The organism is Blautia acetigignens, assembly GCF_025566865.1.
Taxonomy (GTDB): domain Bacteria; phylum Bacillota; class Clostridia; order Lachnospirales; family Lachnospiraceae; genus Blautia_A; species Blautia_A acetigignens.
The window spans coordinates 136,121-157,324 of the sequence record NZ_JAOQJM010000006.1 but is presented as its reverse complement, the minus strand read 5'-3'; the positions used below and the strand labels follow the sequence as shown (position 1 = coordinate 157,324).

General features: G+C 47.1%; 21 protein-coding genes, 3 pseudogenes and 1 riboswitch. Of the genes and pseudogenes, 4 read left to right on the top strand and 20 right to left on the bottom strand.

Translation table 11 applies throughout. The features are described 5' to 3' along the window. Nucleotides 1-141 precede the first annotated feature (141 nt). A riboswitch (Lysine riboswitch) is annotated at nucleotides 142-347 on the bottom strand. Between the two features lie 105 nt (nucleotides 348-452). From OCV70_RS09725 to OCV70_RS09705, 5 genes are read right to left on the bottom strand one after another with little or no spacing between them, the layout of a single operon-like run. Further along, nucleotides 453-1,292, bottom strand: coding sequence for a hypothetical protein (locus OCV70_RS09725; protein ID WP_021925545.1), 840 nt, complete (start codon nucleotides 1,290-1,292; stop codon nucleotides 453-455). A gap of 14 nt (nucleotides 1,293-1,306) precedes the next feature. Beyond that, complete coding sequence (locus OCV70_RS09720; protein ID WP_021925544.1) at nucleotides 1,307-2,389, bottom strand: DUF6077 domain-containing protein; 1,083 nt, start codon at nucleotides 2,387-2,389, stop codon at nucleotides 1,307-1,309. Beyond that, nucleotides 2,386-4,686, bottom strand: coding sequence for a xanthine dehydrogenase family protein molybdopterin-binding subunit (locus OCV70_RS09715; protein WP_021925543.1), 2,301 nt, complete (start codon nucleotides 4,684-4,686; stop codon nucleotides 2,386-2,388). Before OCV70_RS09715 ends, OCV70_RS09720 begins: the two co-directional genes overlap by 4 nt. Then, a complete protein-coding gene (locus tag OCV70_RS09710; protein ID WP_021925542.1) occupies nucleotides 4,683-5,159 on the bottom strand; it encodes a (2Fe-2S)-binding protein in 477 nt (158 codons plus the stop codon). Before OCV70_RS09710 ends, OCV70_RS09715 begins: the two co-directional genes overlap by 4 nt. After that, on the bottom strand, nucleotides 5,149-5,967 hold the full coding sequence (locus OCV70_RS09705; protein WP_021925541.1) for an FAD binding domain-containing protein: 819 nt from the start codon (nucleotides 5,965-5,967) through the stop codon (nucleotides 5,149-5,151). The genes OCV70_RS09710 and OCV70_RS09705 overlap by 11 nt, the downstream gene beginning before the upstream one ends. 201 nt (nucleotides 5,968-6,168) lie before the next feature. On the opposite strand from OCV70_RS09705, the gene OCV70_RS09700 reads away from it, so the two are divergent. Next, a complete protein-coding gene (locus OCV70_RS09700) occupies nucleotides 6,169-6,765 on the top strand; it encodes a cytidylate kinase-like family protein (protein WP_021925540.1) in 597 nt (198 codons plus the stop codon). A 70-nt stretch (nucleotides 6,766-6,835) separates the two neighbouring features. Here OCV70_RS09700 and OCV70_RS09695 read toward each other — a convergent pair whose 3' ends face one another. The 7 genes from OCV70_RS09695 to OCV70_RS20160 all read right to left on the bottom strand — a co-directional run bounded on the left by OCV70_RS09695 (nucleotide 6,836) and on the right by OCV70_RS20160 (nucleotide 12,529). After that, nucleotides 6,836-8,119 carry a DUF362 domain-containing protein gene (locus OCV70_RS09695; RefSeq protein WP_243280812.1) on the bottom strand — a complete coding sequence of 428 codons (1,284 nt, stop codon included), beginning with the start codon at nucleotides 8,117-8,119 and terminating at the stop codon, nucleotides 6,836-6,838. Between the two features lie 7 nt (nucleotides 8,120-8,126). Next, on the bottom strand, nucleotides 8,127-8,786 hold the full coding sequence (locus OCV70_RS09690) for an ABC-2 transporter permease (protein ID WP_262579670.1): 660 nt from the start codon (nucleotides 8,784-8,786) through the stop codon (nucleotides 8,127-8,129). Between the two features lie 5 nt (nucleotides 8,787-8,791). Continuing rightward, entirely contained in the window at nucleotides 8,792-9,640 is an 849-nt protein-coding gene (locus OCV70_RS09685) for an ATP-binding cassette domain-containing protein (RefSeq protein ID WP_117853548.1), read from the bottom strand. A 5-nt stretch (nucleotides 9,641-9,645) separates the two neighbouring features. Next, nucleotides 9,646-10,017, bottom strand: a complete 372-nt coding sequence (locus OCV70_RS09680; RefSeq protein WP_117853413.1) for a GntR family transcriptional regulator — start codon at nucleotides 10,015-10,017, stop codon at nucleotides 9,646-9,648. Between the two features lie 183 nt (nucleotides 10,018-10,200). Then, nucleotides 10,201-11,493, bottom strand: coding sequence for a dicarboxylate/amino acid:cation symporter (locus tag OCV70_RS09675; protein WP_195587907.1), 1,293 nt, complete (start codon nucleotides 11,491-11,493; stop codon nucleotides 10,201-10,203). A 1-nt stretch (nucleotide 11,494) separates the two neighbouring features. Then, nucleotides 11,495-12,343 (bottom strand): dTDP-4-dehydrorhamnose reductase, encoded by an 849-nt coding sequence (rfbD, locus tag OCV70_RS09670; protein ID WP_021924642.1) that lies wholly within the window; start codon nucleotides 12,341-12,343, stop codon nucleotides 11,495-11,497. Between the two features lie 69 nt (nucleotides 12,344-12,412). After that, nucleotides 12,413-12,529 (bottom strand): DUF6783 domain-containing protein, encoded by a 117-nt coding sequence (locus tag OCV70_RS20160; protein ID WP_408610285.1) that lies wholly within the window; start codon nucleotides 12,527-12,529, stop codon nucleotides 12,413-12,415. On the opposite strand from OCV70_RS20160, the pseudogene OCV70_RS20155 reads away from it, so the two are divergent. The 3 genes and pseudogenes from OCV70_RS20155 to OCV70_RS19740 all read left to right on the top strand — a co-directional run. Further along, nucleotides 12,507-12,569 (top strand): annotated as a pseudogene (locus OCV70_RS20155) (DUF6783 domain-containing protein); the annotation flags it as partial. The gene OCV70_RS20160 and the pseudogene OCV70_RS20155 sit on opposite strands and share 23 nt — an antisense overlap. A gap of 40 nt (nucleotides 12,570-12,609) precedes the next feature. Beyond that, a complete protein-coding gene (locus tag OCV70_RS09665) occupies nucleotides 12,610-14,388 on the top strand; it encodes an outer membrane protein assembly factor BamB family protein (protein ID WP_021924641.1) in 1,779 nt (592 codons plus the stop codon). Nucleotides 14,389-14,451: 63 nt separating this feature from the next. Next, nucleotides 14,452-14,514 (top strand): annotated as a pseudogene (locus tag OCV70_RS19740) (DUF6783 domain-containing protein); the annotation flags it as partial. Here the strand turns inward: OCV70_RS19740 and OCV70_RS19735 are convergent. The 8 genes and pseudogenes from OCV70_RS19735 to add all read right to left on the bottom strand — a co-directional run. Continuing rightward, nucleotides 14,494-14,553, bottom strand: a pseudogene (locus tag OCV70_RS19735) (DUF6783 domain-containing protein); the annotation flags it as partial. The pseudogenes OCV70_RS19740 and OCV70_RS19735 sit on opposite strands and share 21 nt — an antisense overlap. A 27-nt stretch (nucleotides 14,554-14,580) precedes the next feature. After that, nucleotides 14,581-15,675 (bottom strand): 16S rRNA (cytosine(1402)-N(4))-methyltransferase RsmH, encoded by a 1,095-nt coding sequence (gene rsmH, locus OCV70_RS09660; protein WP_202031032.1) that lies wholly within the window; start codon nucleotides 15,673-15,675, stop codon nucleotides 14,581-14,583. Between the two features lie 78 nt (nucleotides 15,676-15,753). Continuing rightward, a complete protein-coding gene (gene udk, locus OCV70_RS09655; RefSeq protein ID WP_021924638.1) occupies nucleotides 15,754-16,377 on the bottom strand; it encodes a uridine kinase in 624 nt (207 codons plus the stop codon). A 10-nt stretch (nucleotides 16,378-16,387) separates the two neighbouring features. Continuing rightward, nucleotides 16,388-17,308 (bottom strand): carbohydrate kinase family protein, encoded by a 921-nt coding sequence (locus OCV70_RS09650; protein WP_021924637.1) that lies wholly within the window; start codon nucleotides 17,306-17,308, stop codon nucleotides 16,388-16,390. 26 nt (nucleotides 17,309-17,334) lie between these two features. Then, nucleotides 17,335-18,156, bottom strand: a complete 822-nt coding sequence (locus OCV70_RS09645; RefSeq protein ID WP_021924636.1) for a purine-nucleoside phosphorylase — start codon at nucleotides 18,154-18,156, stop codon at nucleotides 17,335-17,337. A 15-nt stretch (nucleotides 18,157-18,171) separates the two neighbouring features. Next, on the bottom strand, nucleotides 18,172-18,900 hold the full coding sequence (locus OCV70_RS09640; RefSeq protein WP_262579667.1) for a Crp/Fnr family transcriptional regulator: 729 nt from the start codon (nucleotides 18,898-18,900) through the stop codon (nucleotides 18,172-18,174). 50 nt (nucleotides 18,901-18,950) lie between these two features. After that, nucleotides 18,951-20,141: a phosphopentomutase gene (locus OCV70_RS09635; RefSeq protein ID WP_262579665.1), complete on the bottom strand. Its 1,191-nt coding sequence runs from the start codon at nucleotides 20,139-20,141 to the stop codon at nucleotides 18,951-18,953. Nucleotides 20,142-20,217: 76 nt separating this feature from the next. Further along, nucleotides 20,218-21,198: an adenosine deaminase gene (gene add, locus OCV70_RS09630; protein ID WP_021924633.1), complete on the bottom strand. Its 981-nt coding sequence runs from the start codon at nucleotides 21,196-21,198 to the stop codon at nucleotides 20,218-20,220. Nucleotides 21,199-21,204: the final 6 nt, after the last annotated feature.

Below are 21,204 nucleotides of genomic sequence, written 5' to 3'. Positions count from 1 at the left end.
CCATAGGCGCGGAACAGCTGGCTTTCATACATGGTGATGTCGCCATAGGCGACATATCCTTTTTGCGAATACGACAAAAAAGCCATGAACGCCGCCCCGCTATGGGACACATTCATGGCATTTATTCTTCACAGGATCCATACCTTCGATAGCGCTCCACAACAGTGACAGTCTGCCGCATATTCTGCGTCAGCCCAGAGCTCTCTTCTCATGGCGAAAACAAACCCTTCGGCGGTATTCCCTTTCTTCCCGGCCAGCCTGCCAGACAGCCTGGATTCTGATGCTTCACAAATCTACAGAATCTCACAGCCGGAATTACTGATGAAGCCCGCGCCTCTATCATAACTTCCCGTATTCAGTTTCCTTCATCATGCCAGGGGAAAAGTACCTGACCTGGCATCTTGTAACTACTGTAACAGCTTTCCCGGATAATTGCAAGTCTTATTTTCTATCTATCCCACAAATCGAAAAATATTATAAGAGGCTGTTTCTCCAATCCGTTCACAGTCATTTTCTTCCAGAACCTTCTGGAGTTCCTCGTTCTTTGAGACTACCACAAATTCTGTTCTTGTCTCCTGCAATGCTTTCTTAAATGCTTCCATATCGTCATACAGCTGATAATCCACCACATCCAGAAGCGCCTTCTGCCGTTTGTATCCATCGCTGTTTTCATCATATACGCCTGTCACAGTGCTTCCTGCACGGTAAATACTGGAATTTCTGCTGATGATCAGACGCATGCTGGCATCATACTGCCGCACTTTATTGTTCAGGGTGCCGTCAAATACTACCCTTGCCATCTGCTCCGGATTGTTCTGGTTTTCATGGATGATCCCGCAGACCTGTATCAGTTCATCCGGGACTTTATAGATATTTTCTGCAAACGCGAAGTTGTTCACCACCCTGTCCAGCGGATTGCCAAAGAGCACAAAAATTCCAAGAAGCACAGCCGCAGCTGCAGCTTTCATCCACCTTTTTGGGAAAAGACACACCGCCTTAACTCCGTAATACGCCACCCCCGGTATTACCGGAAGCAGCCAGATAAAGCGGTAATATTCCTTGTCAAAGCCCAGCTTTGCTATGATATATTTCACAACAACCGGGTTATACACCGTCAGGAACAGAACAGCCGAGCAGCCAATAAAAATCATGGAGCTTTTTTTCCGTCCCCAGATCAGCGTGGCAATCAGTCCAATGGCAAAAAGGACCGGATACCAGCAGGGACCCCAGTACAATTTCATACAGGCATCCACAAATTTCATTCCCAGCTCTTCAATTGTTATTCCACCCATTCTTCCGCTCCTTTCTACGATGCAGCCAGACTGAGCAGTCCAAGCTTACACGCAAAATACACACCTGCATAGAGAACAGAAGGAACCATGCACAAAATACAGTAAGGCAGGCCGGAAAGCTTGCGCTTCATCCGCATAACCGGTACCATCCCAGCCAGAACTGCAGCTGGAAGGATAATGGCAGAGCCGGAAAATCCCAGAGCGCTTACCGCCGTAATAAACAGCACCGCCCACACCCTACGGTCCTCTTTTTCTTCGTAAAGCCACAGGGCGCACATAAGAACAACCGGAAATACAATATTTGCAAGAATGGCTTTTCCCTCGTAGCTTCTGGTAAAGAAAAAGGTTCCTGCCGTGTAGATCGTGCCGCAGAACAACTGAAGGACGCACACAAACAGCACCATCAGATCCGCTTTCTTGCGGTTTTTCCCGAACAATCTTTTTCCAATCTGATAGATGACCAGGTTTGCAATGATCACATTTTCACAGGACATTACAATTTTGGCCTGTACAATGGGATGGATTCCCAAAAGCCTGCACCACACTGCATTATTCATAGGATAAGCGGACAGAACATATCTGGCCTGAAAATTCTGCAGGATGCCGCCTCTGAACGGATCAAATCTGCCAAGGGTGTTCGTGTATACAGAGGTACTGACCGTTCCTACATAGTAGGCAGCATCCACAGTGATATCTTCATAAAAAATAACGATCAGGCACTGAAGAAAAATCACCGCTGCCAGGAGCAGAAGCATCACGGAGTGCTGTTTCCATACTGCTTCTGCTTTCACTCTCACAGTCTGTCCCGGAGTGCCATCCATATGCCTGTGCCGTCTTATGCAAAGAAAAGCCCCAAGCACAGCTACAGCCATGATCACGGCCCATATGCCTGCTGCAGTACTTAAAGGAACCCACAAAAGCGTCATGGGGGTAAACAAGATTTCAAATACCGCAAAGTACGCCAGATATCCCAGGATCAGCTGCAGGGAAATATCTTCCTTTAATTTCAGAACCCGAAACACAAGTCTGCCTGCCGCCAAAAATATCATCGTCTGAAGAATAAAACCTATGCATGCCAGACACACATCTTTCATCATTTATGATTCTCTCCCTCTAACTGCGCCTTCAAAATCCCCATGGCAACCTTCTCCGGTGTAATAGGAAGCTCTCTTACGCGCACGCCAGAGGCATTGTAGACTGCATCTGCAATGGCCGGACATGGAGTGTCAATGACCAGCTCGCCGATGGATTTGGCACCGAAAGGACCGCTCTTTTCGTAGCTGCTCTCAAACTCCACACGGATATTTCCGATGTCCACGCGGCTTGGGATCTTGTACTGCATGAAAGAGTTCTCGCGGATCTTACCCTCTTTGGAATATTGTACATTCTCCATAAGAGCCATTCCGATTCCCTGGGAAACTCCTCCCTCTGTCTGCACACGGGCAAGATTAGGGTTAATAGGAGTTCCGCAGTCTACCACTGCCACATAATCGATCAGCTCAATATTTCCGGTCTCTTTATCCACTTCCACCTCAGCTGCACCGATCATATACGGCGGCGGAGAAATCTTGGAAGAAAAGGCGGTGGTTACCTGAAGCTCCTGCGTATTGCCGCAGGTTCCCTTATAGGCAACCTCCTGAAGACTAACCTCTTTATCCCCTGCATAAACTCTTTTTCCGTCAAATTCAGCTTCTTCTGCATCTACCCCAAGCATTCCTGCGCCTACCTTGATGATCCGCTTCTTCAATTCACTGCAGGCATTGATTACCGCATTTCCTGTGGCATAGGTGGTAGCAGAGGCATAAGAGCCGGAATCATATGGGGAAACATCCGTATCCACTCCAAATGCGACCACATTGTCAAATTCCGTTTCCAGGCAGTCTGCTGCCATCTGAGAAAGAATCGTATCACATCCGGTACCCATATCCGCACATCCAAGGGATAATGTATAGGAAGCGTCCTCATTCAGCTTCAGGGTTGCACCTCCAACGTCTACATTAGAAATAGAGGAACCCTGCATTGCCATGGCAAGACCTACGCCTCTTACTTTTCCATTTCCCATGTCTCTGCATGGATATTTCTCATTCCAGCCAATCATCTCCTTGGCACGGGCAAGACAACGATCCATGGTACAGCTTGCCGTGTGGGTCAGATTGCCGTCATAATCGTACATTCTTTCCCCTTCAACAGGCATATTCAATTCGCGGATTCTGGCAGGATCCATGTTCATTTTGTGCGCCAGCTCATTTACAGCAGACTCTACTGCATATATACCCTGTGTAGCGCCATAGCCGCGGTATGCACCTGCAGCCTGAACATTGGTATATACAACTTCATAATCAAAGTTGTAGGCCTCAAGATTCCGATACAGTGCAATGGCCTTATGCCCTGTCAGGCCCACAGTTGTAGGGCTGTGATCGCCATATGCACCTGCATTGGAAAGGGCTTCCACCTTAATTCCCTTTACAATACCATTCTCATCCGCTCCAACCTGTACATGGACCTCCATCTCATGACGGGGAGATGCACAGATCAGGGCCTCGTGGCGGCTGTAAACGATCTTGGAGGGACGGCCGGTCAGCCAGGTAACAATTGCCGGGTAAATCTCGCAAACCTCTGTCTGCTTGGCGCCAAAGCCGCCTCCGATACGGGGCTTAATCACACGAATCTTAGAGGATGGAATTCCAAGGGCATTTCCAAGGATTCTTCGAAGATGGAAAGGAACCTGTGTAGAGGCTACCACATTCAGTCTTCCAAAATGATCCTTGGTACAGTAAGCACGGAAGGTTTCCATCATACACTGCTGGTCTGCCTTTGTATGGTAAACCTCATCTACCGTATATTTGCAGCTGGCAAGAACAGCGTCAATGTCACCCATTTCCTCATGGCCTTTGGCAGCAAGGTTTCGCTTGTTGTCAGCACCTACGGGGAACTTGGATTCCCAATTCTCTTCAGGATGAACAAGAACCGGATTGTCTTTGGCTGTATGCATATCCAGAACCGGTGTTTCCACACGGTATTTCACTTTAATACGTTTCAGGGCAAGGTCAACTGCCGCCTCTGTCTCACCTGCCACAATTGCTACTGCATCTCCTACAAAACGCAGATGCTGATCCAGAATCAATCTGTCATAGGGGCTGAATTCCGGATAAGTCTGCCCTGCAGAAGCAAACCTTTTCTTCGGAACATCTTCCCAGGTAAGAACGCAGGCAATACCATCTGTTTTCTTCGCATTCTCAGTTTTGATCTCCTCTATCCAGGCATTGGCATAAGGACTTCTTAATATCTTAATGATCAGGCATTCCTTAGGTGCCAGGTCATCGGTATATACAGGCTGTCCTGTAACCAGTGCCATGGCATCTTTTTTCTGCAGAGACTGATTCACATAGCTCATGCCTGCACCTCCTTCTCCTGATTCTTCTTATATTCCAGATATTTCAGAATGCTTCTGGTCTGTCCAACAAAACCGGAGCAGCGGCATAAATTTCCGGCCAGATACTCCTTGATCTCATCCTCTGTAGGATCTGCCAATTCCTTTGTCATGGCGATCACATTCATAATAAAGCCCGGATTGCAGAAGCCGCACTGCTCTGCGCCTTCATTGGCAAGAAATGTACCAAATTCTTTGGCTTCTTCCTGAAGACCTTCCATAGTCATAACCCTTTTGCCGTCAATACGTGCTGCCAGAACGGAACAGGAAAGCATAGGTCTTCCCTCCACCAGAACGGTGCAAAGACCACAGTTAGCAGTCTCACAGCCTCTTTTTACACTGTAGCAGCCAAGGCTTCGAAGGAAATCCAGAAGCAGGGTATCCGGACGGATTTCTTCTTCTTTTTTAACTCCGTTCAGCCAAAAATTAATTCTCATCACTCATACCTCCCACTGCTTCCAATGCTCTTCTTGTAAGGACCTTCACAAGAAGGGTTCTGTACTTAGCACTTCCTCTCATATTTCCTGAGGTTGGAACCTTTCTGGCCGCATAGTCTGCAAATTTCTCATAAGCTTCCTTCTTCTCTTCCTCAGAAAGTGTCTGCACATCCTTCAAAATGTTCTCCTCATCCTCCAGAAGAAATGCCTTAGACGGACGGGCACCGTAAACAGCCTTCATGCCATCTTCAGACATGCTTACACAGCAGGCAAGCACAGGAAAATCAGTCTTTGTGTTACGCTGGCTTAGGTATGCAGTCTTAATCGGAGTTTTCTTCACAATAATATGTACCAGAATGTCTCTGTCCTTCGGCATTTTTACAAAGTCCCAAAGACAGACTCTTCCTCCCTTAAAAAGCTCAACCTCTGTATCCAGGGCTAAAAACATAGTCAGAACATCTGAGAAACCAAAACGCCCCCAGATACTTCCGCCCACTGTAGCACAGTTGCGGAACTGCACGCCTACAATGTGGCGCAGACTCTCCTTCATAGCTCCATGGGTATAGGCATGAAGTCCTTCGTGAAGCTCCAGATCACGTAAGGGAGTCATGCAGCCGATTACAAATTCTTCCTCCGTCTCTGTAATGGTGTCCAATCCAAGGCCTGAAAGGTCAATAGCTGTAGTTACATTGCGATTGCCCATTTTCAGCCATACCATTCCGCCCAGTACACAGGCGGTACGCTTCTGGTTCAGCTCATAGGCTTCTTCCAGGGATTCCGCTTTCACATAATTTTTTATTTTAAGCATGGTGATTTCCTTTCTTTTATTATCAACTTTAAGTATAACAAGAAAAAATCCAAATTTCCAGCGAAATGACAGATTCAGAATATTTTTTTATTTTGATTTTATGCAAATTATATAGAAATTTTCAAATAATTATGTTATAATGCAAAAGAGAACAGATAATATACCTTTTGCACTGTTTTTATCAAAAAGGAGGCGGCGTTTATGAGTAAATGCATCATAACAATCAATCGTATGTTTGGAAGCGGCGGACGTATTATCGGAAAGGCTCTTGCTGAGGAACTGGGCTTTAAATTCTATGACAAGGAATTGATTGAAATGGCAAGCAAAGAGAAAAATATCCCCTTTGATGAGTTTGCCAGAGTAGACGAGAAGAAAGCCAGCCAGTGGCTTTATCCGGTTGATTATGAGCTTCAGATGAATCCGGAGTATCATTTTGTTCCTATGAACGATGTGCTTTATGATCTGCAGAAGAAGAGCATTCTGGAAGCTGCTGACAAAGAGAACTGCGTAATTGTCGGACGCTGCGGCAACTATATATTAAAAGATTATAAGGATAAGCATATCAGCCTGTTCATCTATGCACCTTTTGAGGAACGAGTGAAAACGGTAATGGCCCGTACCGGTCGTGAGGAGAAGAGTGTACGCAAGATGGTGAAGCGCACCGACAAGGACCGCCGTGCTTATTATGAATATTTCACAGACACCAACTGGTTGGATATGCTGCAGTATGATCTGTGCATCAACAGCAGCACTGTTTCCAAAGAACAGATTATCCAGATGGTGAAGAAGCTTCTGTAAAGGGATTATTTCTCTGGGACAGCAAAAACAAAAAGCATAGAAACAGCCCCGCAAACCTGCGGGGCTGAAATTATGTTTCCGTAATATAGCTTTTTAAAAACTCATAGATTTCCTCTTCTGTAGGGGGACAGCCCTTGAGGTGACAGGTAAAGCTTCTGGTACAGTGACCGATGCCAAGAAGACCCTTTTGATTTCGGTAGCCTTGACCGATGGAGATTCGGGTGGTCAGGTTTGAAAGGAGACCTTCTTGCTTCAGGCGGTCAAGAGCGGGGATCAGGTTGCCGTAGCAGGCGCTGCAGGATTCTACTTCTTCTACAGCGTCGGCAAGCTCTACCACTTTCCGGGACTTGGGAATGGGAGCGCCGGGGTTGCCATCGAGGGCACGGATTTCTGCCTGGCGGATGTCGGCGCAGCCAACACCAAGGGCGGCAGCCTTTGTGATGTAGGGGACTTCTTCTGGCTGATAGTACATCATGTTGCAGACGTAAGCATCCATAAGAACCGGATCCACTGCTGCCAGAACGCGGTTCATCTCTACGGGGTTGCCGCCGTCTTCGAAATCCAGATCGCCGCAAATATTATCTACCATGATGAAATCCTGGTGGATAGCAAGGCCTAGGTGAGCGATAGGATCATGAAGGCCAAGTGCGTGGAAGCGGCGCTTCTCAGAGTTGGGCAAAAGACCTTTCATGTTCTTCAATGCACAGGTGATTTTGGTCTGACAGTGACCTTTTAGTACCGGAACATTAATAAGGAAGTCCAGATCAAGGACACTTTTGCAGATGTTTAAGGTCATATCGCCACATTGTACAGGCGCACCCTTTTCCTTTTGCATGTCAAGGAACGGAACGTTATATTTTTCACAGAGGGACTTGAAACCACAGACTTCGTAGGATTCGGAGGTCTTATCTCCTACCCAGGAACCTTCCATGATCACCAGATTGGAAAAACCTTTTTCCTGAAGATATTCTACGATTCCGACGACTACCTCCGGGTGAGTGGTGCCGCCCCAGTAGGCTTCCATGGGGGCGACCAGGTTTGGCTTGATGCCGATCCGCATATTGTACAAACCAAATTCTGAATTCTGTTTTTCCACAGAATCTGAAGAATAAAAACAGTCCACTTCTGCTTTAGAGCTGTCAATAAGACTGCTCTTTGTTTCAAACTTCGCTTCTGTTATAACCTTCTCACTATTCTGCTGTAAACCTGCCTCGAAATTTTCTGAAAGCGCCTTCAATCCGTATTTCACAAACTTCTTCTCTATCTCTCCTGCCAGATCACACGCCTCCAGCAGTTCTTTCGTCATCTCCTTATATTCAGTTCCGCATTTTATAAAAATCTGATTCTTCTTCATTTCCGGATCAGTACTCCTTTTTCTCCATAATCTTTATGGATATTGTACAGGAAATCAGAACCATTAGCAACATAAGAACAAACAGCATCGCCAGACAGACTGGGATTCCAAGGTTCCAAATGCGCAGGCCCAGATTTTTCAGACCTGAAAAATCCACTTTCATTTTCTGGCATAGTTCTACGCCAATCCATCCTACAGCCATGATGCCAAATACAAGAACAAGCAGCACCAGCCTTCCTGTAGAGCTTCCATATTTCAACTGTATCGGAAACACAACCGCATTTGCGAAAACAGCAAGAAAAAGACCGACAGCTGCAGAAGCGATCAGTTCTTCCCAGGACACCATACGATATCCGGAAGCATTTACGCCAATTGCAATTGCAACAGCAACAGCCCACAATACCGTGACCATCCCTGCACCCAGCAGATACTTCTCCTTCACATATTCTTTCCTGCTGATAGGAAAAGTAAAAATATAAGGCATACCATTATCCATATCATCACTTGCTATGGTATTCAGTGCCATAACGGCAGCCAGAACAGACACATAACTGATTAGAAAAGAAGGACCTGCGGAAGTACTAAGGAAACAGAAAATGGCTATAATATATACGCCAATGAACGTTTTCATGTTTCCCCTCATAATTTCCATGTCTTTTACAAACATACCTTTCATAATACTTCCCCCTTGATCATCATGGTAATAACATTGTCCACAGACCCACGTTCTATTGCAAGCTGCGGGTAGTTCTCCGCATAAAATGCACGCTCATCTGTGAGACAGCTGTAGCCGTATTGCTCCTTCTTCACCTTGAGAATATGCTGCTTATCAAGCAATTCATATTGCTTCTCGTCAGCCTTGATAAGACCATATTCATCCAGCAGCACATCTGTATTCTCATGAAGCACGATCCGTCCCTTATCAATCATATAAATATCATCACACAGGCTCTCCAGATCTGAGGAAATGTGGGAGCTGATCAGAATACTTCTTCCTTCCGTCTCCATATATTCCCGAAGGAGTTCCAGAATGCTATCCCTGGCAATCACGTCCAGACCGGCTGTAGGCTCATCCAGAACAAGAAGCCTGGCATCAAAGCTGGTGGCTGTCAGCACTTTTAACTTTGCTTTCATTCCTGTGGAAAACTCTTTCAGTTTCTTATCCATGGGGATGGAAAACAGGCTGCACCGCTTCTCAAACATCTCCCGATCAAATTTCTCATAAGTCTCTGTCAGAATATGCACAATCTGTTTCACGGTCAAACAATTGGAAAAACCGCTGTCAGAAAGTGTCGCGCCTATATCCGCTTTCTCTTTTTGGGAAATCTGCTCCATATCCTTATTAAACAGACGAATTTCTCCTGCATCAGGATGAACCAGCCCCAGAATAACCTTAAAGGTAGTAGACTTCCCTGCTCCATTGGCTCCGATCAGACCGGTGATCTGTCCTTCTTCTACTTCCATACTTACATCCAGGGAAAATCCAGGATAATTCTTCTGCAAATTCTTCAAACTCAACAGCATATCTACTCCTCCATAATAAGCTCAAACAGTTCCCGGATCTCTTCCTCAGACAATCCGCTGATCCGCGCTTTCCGGATCACTTCCTCCAGTTCTGTCTCAATCTCCCGCTTCCGCTCTTCCATAAGAAGTCCCTGGTTATTCTTGGCAATAAAGCTGCCTTTCCCATGCACCGTAACCACGAACCCCTCTTCCTCCAGAAAGTCATACGCCTTCTTCACCGTAAGAGCACTAATCTTCAGCTCCTTCGCCAAAGTTCTCACAGAGGGAAGCATTTCCTCTTCCTTTAACGTCCCGTCAATGATCATCGCCTTAATCTGATCTGTGATCTGCTCATAAATTGGCTGCATCGACGAGTGATTAATTATGATCTTCATGTGACCCCTCCTTATGCAAACAGCATATAACAGTATTATACTGTTGTCAAGTGTTATATGCTGTTTATTTTCAATTAATTCATAGTTACTTTGAACACACTGCCCCTCCCAGGCGTCCGCCTTCGCCACACAAAAAAAGACGTGCATACCTGAGTCTAAACTCACATACACACGCCAATATTTTTATTCAGCTTTATTAAACACTTCTTTATCCACAGCCCCATTCTGGCAAGCCACAATGGTCGTGCAAACTGCATCACCTGTAATATTAACGGCTGTTCTGGCCATATCCAGAATACGGTCAATACCCATAATAATACCGATTGCTTCCACCGGAAGACCAACAGAGTTAAATACCATGGTCAAGGTCACAAGACCAACACTTGGAATACCTGCTGTACCAATAGAAGCCAGAGTCGCCGTACCGATAACGGTTACATAATCCATAGGTGTCAGATGAATTCCAAATGCCTGCGCTGCAAACATAACCGCAACACCCTGCATGATAGAAGTACCATCCATGTTAATGGTAGCTCCCAGCGGGATCGTAAAGGAAGAAATCTTTTTGGAAACACCCATTTTCTTATTCAGCGTATCGATGGAAAGAGGTATTGTTGCATTGGATGTTGCCGTGGAAAAAGCAAAAGCCATAACCGGGAAAAATTTCTTGATAAATCTGATCGGATTCAGGCCGGTAAATACCTTGAGCAAAATCTGATACACTCCAAAGCACTGGATTGCCAGCGCGATCAGTACCGCAATCATATACTTTGCCAGCGGAATAAACGCACTGAAGCCAATATTGGCAAAGGTTCTTGCAATAAGACTGAATACACCGATTGGTGCCAGACTCATAACCATCATGGTCATTTCCATCATAATGTCATTAAACTGGCTGATAAAGTTGGCAACCACCTCTGCGCGCTCTCCAAGCTTGGCAAGGATCACACCAACGACCAGGGCAAATACGATTACCTGAAGCATCTCGCCATTTGCCAGAGCTTTAAAAGGATTGTCCGGAATAATATTCAAAATGGTCTGTGCCAGTGAAGCAGACTCCATAGTTTCAATGTCAGAAGCATTCACCTGAATCTTACTCATGTCAAGACCGATACCAGGTCTTAAAAGGGTTCCGATTCCAAGGGCAACTGCAACGGCCACCGCAGTAGTAACCAGATAAAATGCAAGAGTCTTGCCGCCTACATTTCCCAGCTTCTTGGTATCTCCGATTGCCATACTTCCGCAAACCAGAGAACAAAATACCAATGGAACAACCAGCATTTTCATGAGGCGGATAAATCCCTGACCCAATACATAAAGAACGCCTTCCACGATCACATCATTTTTAATATTACCATCCGGAACCAGATAATGAAGAACCATTCCGGTGACAGCACCAACGATCAGTGCAATAAAAATCTTACTGGTCAGACTGATTTTCTTTTTCTCTTTTGCATTTTCTTTCTTTGCTCCCATCTTAGCCTTCCATCCTCTCTTTCATAAATTCTGCCAGAGATTCTTTCCAATCCGGCATGTCGTATACATCAATAATGCGAAGAATGAAATTATCAAGAACTGCATATGCAGGTCTTGCAGAGGACAGATCTGACTGCGGCGTGGGAACCGGATTCAGCTGTTCTTTTTTTCCGGAAAGCCGAAGTACTTCCTTTGCAAATTCGTAACGGCTGCAAACGCCCTTGCAGGTAGCATGATAAGTTCCGTATTCATTAGTGCGGATCAAATAAAGAATGATTCTTGCCAGATCCCTGGCACTTGTAGGAGAACCATACTGATCTTCTGCAACGGATAAGGCCTGCCCTTCATCTGCTGAGGCAAGCACGCGGTTTACAAAATTATTTCCGGTTCCGTATACCCAGTTGCTTCGGATAATAAAGTGCTTGTGGGTGAATTCCTTCACATATTTTTCTCCTGCAAGCTTTGATTTTCCGTAAACGGTGATAGGATTGGTATCATCAAATTCTGTATAAGGCTTTTTTCCCAAGCCGTCAAAAACGTCATCTGTAGACAGCTGTACCATCTTTGCCCCGGTTTTTCTTGCCACAATACTTAAGTTACGGGCACCCAGGGCATTTACGCGGAATGCATGCTCCGGCTCTTTTTCGCAAAGCTCTACATCGGTAAGTGCCGCACAGTTGATGATCACGTCCGGACGGTTGATCTCACCGAAACGGAGCACTTCATCGGTCTGGGTGATGTCAAGCTCATTCTTATCTGTATTCAGAGCTTCAATTTCCAGAGGGTTTAGCATTTCATTAATTGCTTCGCCAATCTGGCCTTCTGATCCTACGATCCATACTTTCAGCATTTCTCTTCCTCCTTTATCTCTGTCAAATGCATCGATTTCATCGCACAATTAATATTATTTTAGCAATGTTCAATAGTATCTGTCAAGGAAAAAGATTGCCCGGCCAGCCTTGTATTTCCATGCGGCAGGCTGTATAATCTTAGAGCGTGTTTGAAAAAGGCTTTCTGCAAGATGTGCGTCACAGATTGCAGGAATGATTTTTCAAACACGCTCTAGCATCTCTTAAAAGTTTTTTTCAGCTTTAATGAAATGGAAGGATTTACAGTATGAAACGAAAAATAGGGAAACGAAAGCGGCAGCTTAAAAGAAAGTACCTAATGAAAAAGCAGCTTCTCACAGGCGGGATTCTGGGCGCTGCAGCCCTTACCGTTTTTGGTGCCGCCCGGCTTGTGGGGAAAATCAAAGAATCTGCCAACACCGTCTCCATGGTTGCAGCCACTTCCGGGGACAGCGGGCTTAATATGGAACAAACCGACTCCCTTGCAGAGGTAAAGGCAGCTATGGCAAAGCCTGCCAGCTTTTCCCCCGCCTGTGTGGAATCCACAAAGCCCTCCCTTTACATAGATTCCACAGCCATCGAGGTAAATGGGCAGACCCTGGCAAATCTTTCTGATTACCAGTCTGCTGACACCCATTCCTTTGATGCAGGGATCAGCTACACAGATGTGGACGGAATTGTCACCTTCCGGGGCAATAATTTCCGCGACACCGCCTCCTATGGAAACACCCAGATCAAGGAGGGCAAAATAACAGATCTCTGGACCGCCAGCACAGGTTCCATCACGGTAGGCGATGCTACCTGGTCGGGAAGCGGCTGGACCGGACAGCCTCTTATGGAAAAATGGTCCAAAGAAGCCAAACAGTCCATGAACATGTACGACTGGGCCAAAGAAAAAGACGACCTTGTGGAAGTGATCTACGCCTGCATGGACGGATATGTGTATTTCCTGGATCTGGAAACAGGCGAGCCGACAAGAGAGGCCCTTTTCCTGGGCTACACCTTCAAGGGCTCCGGTGCACTGGACCCAAGAGGCTATCCAATCTTATATGTAGGTGCCGGCTACGACAGCAATGAAGGAACCGCCAGGGTTTTCGTGGTCAACCTTCTGGACTGCAGCGTCATGTACACCTTCGGAAATAACGATTCTTTTTCCCTTCGCGGAAACTTAAGCTATTTTGACTCCTCCGCACTTGTGGATGCGAATACCGATACTCTGATCTATCCTGGGGAAAACGGCATTCTCTACCTGATCAAATTAAATACCAGCTATGATCCAGCGGCAGGCACCCTGTCCATCGCCCCGGACCCGGTTGTGAAATGGCATTATTACGGAACCAGAACCAGTGTTGCTTCCTACTGGCTTGGCATGGAGGACAGTGCAGCCATCTACGACGGCTATATTTTCATGTCCGACAATGGCGGCAATCTGATGTGCCTGGATCTGAACACCCTGCAGCTGGTGTGGGTACAGGACATTCTGGATGACTCCAACTCCTCCCCGGTGCTTTCCGTGGAGGACGGACATCTTTACCTGTACATCAGCACCTCCTTCCGTCTTGGATGGCGAAGCAATTCCACAGCGGAAGTTCCGGTATGGAAAATTGACGCCGAGACCGGAGAGATCATCTGGCAGAAATCCTACGAGTGTTCTTCTGAGGACGGGGTCTCCGGCGGCGTCCAGTCCACCATCGCAGTGGGTAAAGAGGAATTGTCCGACTACATTTATGTGACCGTAGCCAGAACTGGAGGCCAGGCCGAGGGCGTCCTTGCCTGCATTGACAAAAATACAGGGGAAGCCGTCTGGGAGCATGCTGCTGCCTATGCCTGGTCCTCTCCTGTATGTGTGTACAATCCCGACGGCAGCGGCAAAGTGCTCTACTGCAACAGCACCGGACACATTTATCTTCTGGACGGAAAAACAGGAGAGGTTCTTGACTGCCACCAGATCAGTGAGGGAGTCATCGAAGCATCTCCTGCTGTCTATCAAAGTTATATGGTCGTGGGAACCCGCGACTGCAAAATATGGGGAATGGAACTGCAGTAATGCGGTTTCTCCCCCATTTTTCAAACAGGCTCTAGAGCATGTTTAAAAAAGGCTTTCTGCAAGATGTGCGTCACAATTTGTGGGAGATTTTGCCCGAATGAGGGCGTCGTAGCGGGCTACGACAACCGAATTCAGGTGAAATATACCGCAAAGTGGGGCGTGCAGATTGCAGGAATGATTTTCAAACAGGCTCTAGGCTTTAATCGCCCATCTCATTTTTGTAGACCGTGCGCGGCCATTCTGTGCACATTCCTGTGCGGACGGACGAATTACATCTTTGGCGTAATCGGAATAAATTCCTGCCTTATATCCTGCCTTTAACGCTTTTTTTACCAGCTTGTCTTCCCCAGAATGGAAGGTCAGGATAGCGGCTCTTCCGCCTGGCTTTAAAGCATCCGGCAGCTTTTCCATAAATTCATAGAGGACCTCAAATTCCCGGTTCACATCAATTCGAAGAGCCTGGAAGGTACGCTGGCAGGTCTTCTTGATGGTCTCCTTCTTCTCTTTCTCCGGAAGGAAATCAAGGGTCTTCTCAATCACCTGGCGAAGCTTGGTGGTGGTATCCATGTGGTTTCCTCTGCGGATCTCATCAGTGATGGCCTTTGCCAGTTCTTCACAGTAGGGCTCGTCAGAATTCTCATAAAGCATTCCGGCAAGCTCGTCTCTTGTGATGGTCTCAAGACGCTCTGCGGCACTGATCCCGGCCTCCTGGTTCAGACGCAGATCCAGAGGTCCGTCCACCTTAAAGGAAAATCCTCTTTTCGGGTTGTCGATCTGCATGGAAGAAACGCCAAGGTCTGCCAGCAGGAAATCAAAGCCTCCCACTTCCTTTGCAATCTCATCAATGGTGCAGAAGTTCTGAAGCTTAATAGTGAGAATGTCCTCCCCAAATCCCAGCTCTTCCAGGCGCTTCTTGGTCTTGGCGGCTTCCTCATGATCCACATCTGTGGCATACACATGGCCTTTTCCCTGAAGACACTGAAGCATTGCCTTCGTATGGCCTCCGTAGCCTAAAGTAGCGTCAAAGCCTACCTGTCCCGGCTTGATTTCCAGGAAATCAAGGATTTCCTTTACCATAATGGAAATGTGCATGCCAGCAGGAGTGTTGCCTTTTTGCATCACATGCTGGATGGTATCCTGGTATTTCTCCGGCTGAAGCTCCTTATATTTCTCTTCGAATTTCTTCGGGTATTTGCCCTTGTAGCGCACACGTCTTTTGTGAGACTGCTGTGCGTCCTGTGAAGCAGCTTCCTGCCCCTCGTTGGAAGTTTTTATTTTCTCAGTCATTTCTGTCTCCTGTAGCTTTTCATCATTCTGTGACATCTGCATCTCCTGTAAAAGGTTCTAAGTCATGCTTTTTTCTTATCAGCCCTGTTTTCTTTTCTCCAGCTCCATGCTGATCTTGGAAACAAACAGGTCAAATGCCACATCATTTTTACCGCTGTTGATCACAATGTCTGCCTTGGAACGGGTAGGCTCTACATAAAGGTAATGCATGGGCTTCACCGTATTCAGATACTGGTTGATGATTCCGTTTAAATCCCTTCCGCGCTCTTCCACGTCCCGGGAGATCCGGCGAAGGATACGCTCGTCTGCATCCGCTTCCACATACACCTTGATGTCAAGAAGCTCCCTCACCCTTGGATCTGCCAGAAGAAGGATTCCTTCCACAAGGATCACCGGACTTGGGGTAATGTGAAGAATCTTATCGGAACGGTTGTGCTGGGAATAATCATAAACCGGGCATTCTATGGATTTTCCTGCCTTCAGAAGCTTCAGATGCTCTACCAGAAGCTCGGTCTCCAGGGAATCGGGATGATCGTAATTGACAGTTACCCTCTGTTCAAAGGGAATTCCATCCTGTCTGCGGTAGTAATTGTCGTGATAAAGCACCACCACATCATCCCCGAAATGCTCTTTAATCCTGTTTGTAAATGTTGATTTACCAGAGCCGGAACCTCCGGCAATTCCTATAATCAGACTTTCCATTTTTTCGCTCCTACCTGTCAAGGCCGAATTCTTCCGGCATAAATCTTGGGCAAATGTTATCAGAGGTACAAATAACTGTAGAGGAAAGGCGGGTGCCGATGGCGCATGCCTCTCTTAAGGTCTTGCCGTATGTCAGTCCTACGCAAACACCTGCGAAAAAGGCATCTCCTGCGCCTGTGGTGTCTACCACATCCACCTTCTTGGCCGGGTAAACACCGTGATTTCCTTCCTGGTCTGCGTAGGCTGCGCCCTCACTTCCCATGGTAACCACCATCTTGGGAATGTGCGCTGACTGGATGCGCTTTGTCAGGCACTCTGCCATTTCCTCCGGGGAAAGGCCGTCATAATCTTCAGAAAACAAAATTCCGGCCTCCTGCTGGTTGCAGACGAAGCAGGCTGTTTTCCGAAGAAAATCCCTGCGCTCCATGGCAATGGTCATGTTGGAAACCAGTGCGTAAACTTTTTTGCCGTATTTCTCCGCATAGTGGAAGGTTTTCTTCACGATTTCCTTGTCAATGTCAATCTCGATCACCACGCTGTCCGCATTCTGGAAGATCTCGTCTCCGCATTCCTCCAGAATCCGCTCAATGGGGCGGTGATCCGGTCTCTTGGAAATGGATGCCACCACATCCCCGTCCTGGTCAAAAACAGCCAGCCAGGTTCCCATGCCGTTTGGCACCTTGCGCATAAACCTGGTGTCTACCTTGTGGCGATCCAGCTTGCGGATCACTTCCTCGCCCATGGCATCGTCATCCACCAGACTGACAAATGTGGGCTTCAGCTCTATATTGGCAATATCCTCTACCACATTTCTTCCCACTCCGCCGTGGATCTGCTGGATCTCTCCCGCATTTCTTCCGCCTGGAATAAAAGGTGCTGTAGAATACCCTTTCACATCGATAAAAACATCACCGATTACAACAATTCCCATACTTTCTCTTTCTCCTTTGTTACCTGTTACATATTCACAATAATTTCTGTTACCAGTTCCTTGAAGGATTTGGCAACCCGATCTGCAGTCTCCTGGACTTCCTTGTGGTTTAACTCTTCCTTTGAAATTCCGGCTGCCATGTTGGTGATGCAGGAAATCCCGCAGATCTCAAGGCCCATGTGACGGGCTGCCATCGCCTCGCAGGCAGTGCTCATGCCAACAGCGTCCCCGCCCCAGATGGCTGCCATTTTCACCTCAGCAGGAGTCTCGTAGTTTGGTCCTGTAAACTGCACGTAAACACCCTCCTGAATGGAAATGCCGCATTTTTTCGCTGAGGTGCGGATCACATCCTGAAGCCGTCTGCTGTACACCTCACTCATATCCGGAAATCTGCAGCCAAGCTCCTCTATATTAGGTCCGATAAGAGGGCTTGGAATCCCGGTTGCAATGTGGTCTGTGATCATCATGAAATCCCCCGGATGAAAGGATGGATTCACGCCGCCTGCTGCATTGGTGAGAAACAGCTTCTTCGCTCCCATCATGCCCATCAGTCTTGCAGGAAGCACCACATCGGTCATAGGATAGCCTTCATAATAATGCACTCTTCCCTGCATGATCACAACCGGCACCTGTTTCACATAGCCGAATACAAACCTTCCCTTGTGTCCTGCAACTGTGGAGGTTGGAAAACCTTCAATTTCTGTATAATCAATTGTGGTCTCAATCTGGATCTCATCTGCATAATCACCAAGCCCGGAGCCCAGGATCAGCGCCACCTCCGGTTTAAAATCTGTTTTTTTTCTGACACTTGCAAGGCAAGTTTCAAGCTTCTGATATAAATCGTTCATGTACACCTTCTCCTTTTATACGCTGCCTATTTTCTCATCTACAGTTCTTTTCAGGCCTCTGTATTGTTTCTCGTTAATCCAGATCTGATTGCCTTTTTTGGTGATCAGATCATCCGCCTGAAATTTTTTGATGGCACGGCTAATGCTTTTCAGGCAGAGACCTGTCTCATCTGCCAGATTCTGACGGCTCTCATTGATGCAAAGCTGCTCATTTTTACTGTATTTTTCAAACCAGTCCGCAAACAGCACAGCCAGCCGGTCTGCACCTTCCAGAAACAGGTACAGCCGGTTCCGTCTCTCCTCCTCCAGAAGGGAAGCGCAGGTAATCCTTGCTTCCGTGCGAAAGGCTTCCGTATCTGAATAGATCCATTTCTCATACTGGGCTCTTGGAAGCTTGGTCACAATGCATTCTGTCTCTGTCTGCAGGGTAGTCTGGTAGGTGTCCTGCCCCAGGATCACTTCCATTCCACCAAGTGCGATCAGATTCATGGGCTTCATAAAATCGTAGGCAATGCCAGACACCCTGTAGTCTGTGGCTTTGACCCTTCCCCTTGCCACAAAGAAAATAGTGTCTGCAGGCTCATTTTCCCGGATAAAGGTGATGCCAGCTTCCATCACCTCGCTCTGGAACAGATCCATCAGCCACAAGGGTGCTGTGCGGAAATAAGTTTCAAACTGTTTCTGTTTCTCTCTTTCCAGTTCCCGAAGAAACGGAAGTACATCATGCAAGTATGTGTGTTTCATATAGTTTCCTCATATTCTGCTGTCTGGAAGCATATCTGAAAAATGCTCTCTTAAACCAGCTTCTCCAAAATAGAGTGTCCGATGGTTCCCTCCGGCATTTTAACCTGGAAATTATCTGCAACAGAAGCGCCGATCACAGCAAAAGTATCTTCGTTTTCGATGGCTCCGCCCTCTTTCATCTGCGGGGAATAAGCAAGGAATGGAACGTATTCTCTTGTATGGTCTGTACCTGTGTAGGTGGGATCATTTCCGTGATCTGCCGTCAGGATCAGAAGGTCATCCTCCCGAAGCGCTTCAAGAAGAACGCCCAGGTTTTTATCAAATTTCTCAATCTCTTTGCCGTAACCTTCCACATTTCGTCTGTGTCCCCACAGGGCATCGAAATCAACCAGATTGACAAAGCAAAGTCCCTTAAAGTCTTCTTTGCTGATGGCAATGGTCTGCTCCATGCCGTGTACCGAACTGTTGGAATGATAGGTCTTTGTGATTCCCTCGCCGCAGAAAATATCGTTGATCTTGCCTACGCCGATCACATCCAGTCCTGCATCCTTAAGTGCATTCAAGGTGGTTAAGCCAGTTGGCTTCAGGGCATAGTCGTGACGGTTGCTGGTGCGCTTAAACTCGCCTTTCTTTTTACCCACATAGGGTCTTGCAATGACGCGGCTTACCCGCCACTCATCCTTCATAGTGATCTCACGGGCAATCTCACAGCAGCGATACAGGTTCTGAAGGTCAAAGGTCTCCTCATTTCCGCATATCTGAAGGACAGAGTCTGCGGAGGTGTAGACGATCATGGCGCCTGTGTTGATTTCTTCTTCGCCCAGCTCTTCAATAATCTCCGTGCCGCTTGCGCTTTTGTTTCCAATTACGCGCTTGCCGCAGCGCTTCTCAAGCTCTGCGATCAATTCCGCCGGAAATCCGTGATCTGTAAAGGTGATAAAGGGTTTGGTTGTTCTGATTCCCATCATTTCCCAGTGCCCGGTCATAGTGTCCTTGCCGTTGCTGGCTTCTGTAATGCGCATGTAGCGGCCCATAGGATGCTCCACGCCTGTCATATTTCCGGCAGGATGCAGATTTAACATTCCCAGTTTTCTTAAATTTGGTATTTCCAGGGAACCCATTTTATCCAGAATATGTCCGAAGGTATCCACTCCCACATCACCAAACTTTTCGGAATCCGGCATAGCGCCGATTCCCAGAGAATCCAGGACGATCACAAAGATCCTTTCATATTTTTTCAAAATAAAATCCCCCATTTCTGCTGCTTTTTTTTTATTTAACAGAATTGCCTCTGCCATGTTTTATTCAACAGGTCATTTATCGGCCTATATACAGTTTTCTGTGTAGTTTCTCTTTGACTTCTTCGCCTGCAAATGCAGTGTCTGCCGCATTTTTCATAAGGATCAGAATCTCCTCATCTGTAATTCCATAGGTCTTCTGAATGAACTGCAGTTCCTTGGTCAGCGTGGTATTGCTGACGGTGCGGTTGTCCGTGTTGATGGAAACCTTCAGGTCTGCATTTAAAAATTCACAGATGGGATACTGGGCAGTGCTCTGTACTGCCTTTGTCTGCAGGTTGCTGATGGGGCACATCTCAATTCCGATGCCCATCTGTGCAAGCTCCTTTTGCAGATCAGCGTAACCTCTCATGGCAATTCCATGACCGATTCTGCCAGCTCCTGCTTTTACAGAATCCACAATGTTCTGCACGCTTCCGCACTCTCCTGCATGGAGAGTAAAGGGCATTTCCAATTTGCAGGTGTCTGTAAACAGCTCCATGAACTGTGACATTGGGTAGGAGGCTTCCGCGCCTGCCAGGTCCGCGGCGCACACTCCATATCCCAGATACTCCCGGGCGGTTTTGATCATGCGGCTGTTGTCCTCCTGGCTATGATGGCGCATGGCACAGGTGATCACGCCGAAGTCCACGCCGAAATCCTTTTTGCCGCGCTCAAGACCTTTTAAAAGTGCTTCGATCACTGACCGGCAGTTCATGCTCTCTGTCTCGGATAAAAGAGGGGCAAAGCGGATTTCCGCATAGCACACATTCTCCTGGCTCATGCTTTTCAGCACGTCATAGCCAGCCCCTTCTAATCCCTTCTCATCCATAATGCACTGTCCGGGAAGGGAAAATTTCTCAAGGTATTCGGCCAGGGAGGTGCAGTCATCTGATACGCTAAGTTCTTCTGGCTGTACTGCCCGTCCAAGTCTTGATTCTATAAATTCCCGGCTGAGGGAGCCGTCCAGGTGGCAGTGAAGCTCCACCTTGGGGAGGGCCTTTAATTCTTCTGTTGTCATAATTTA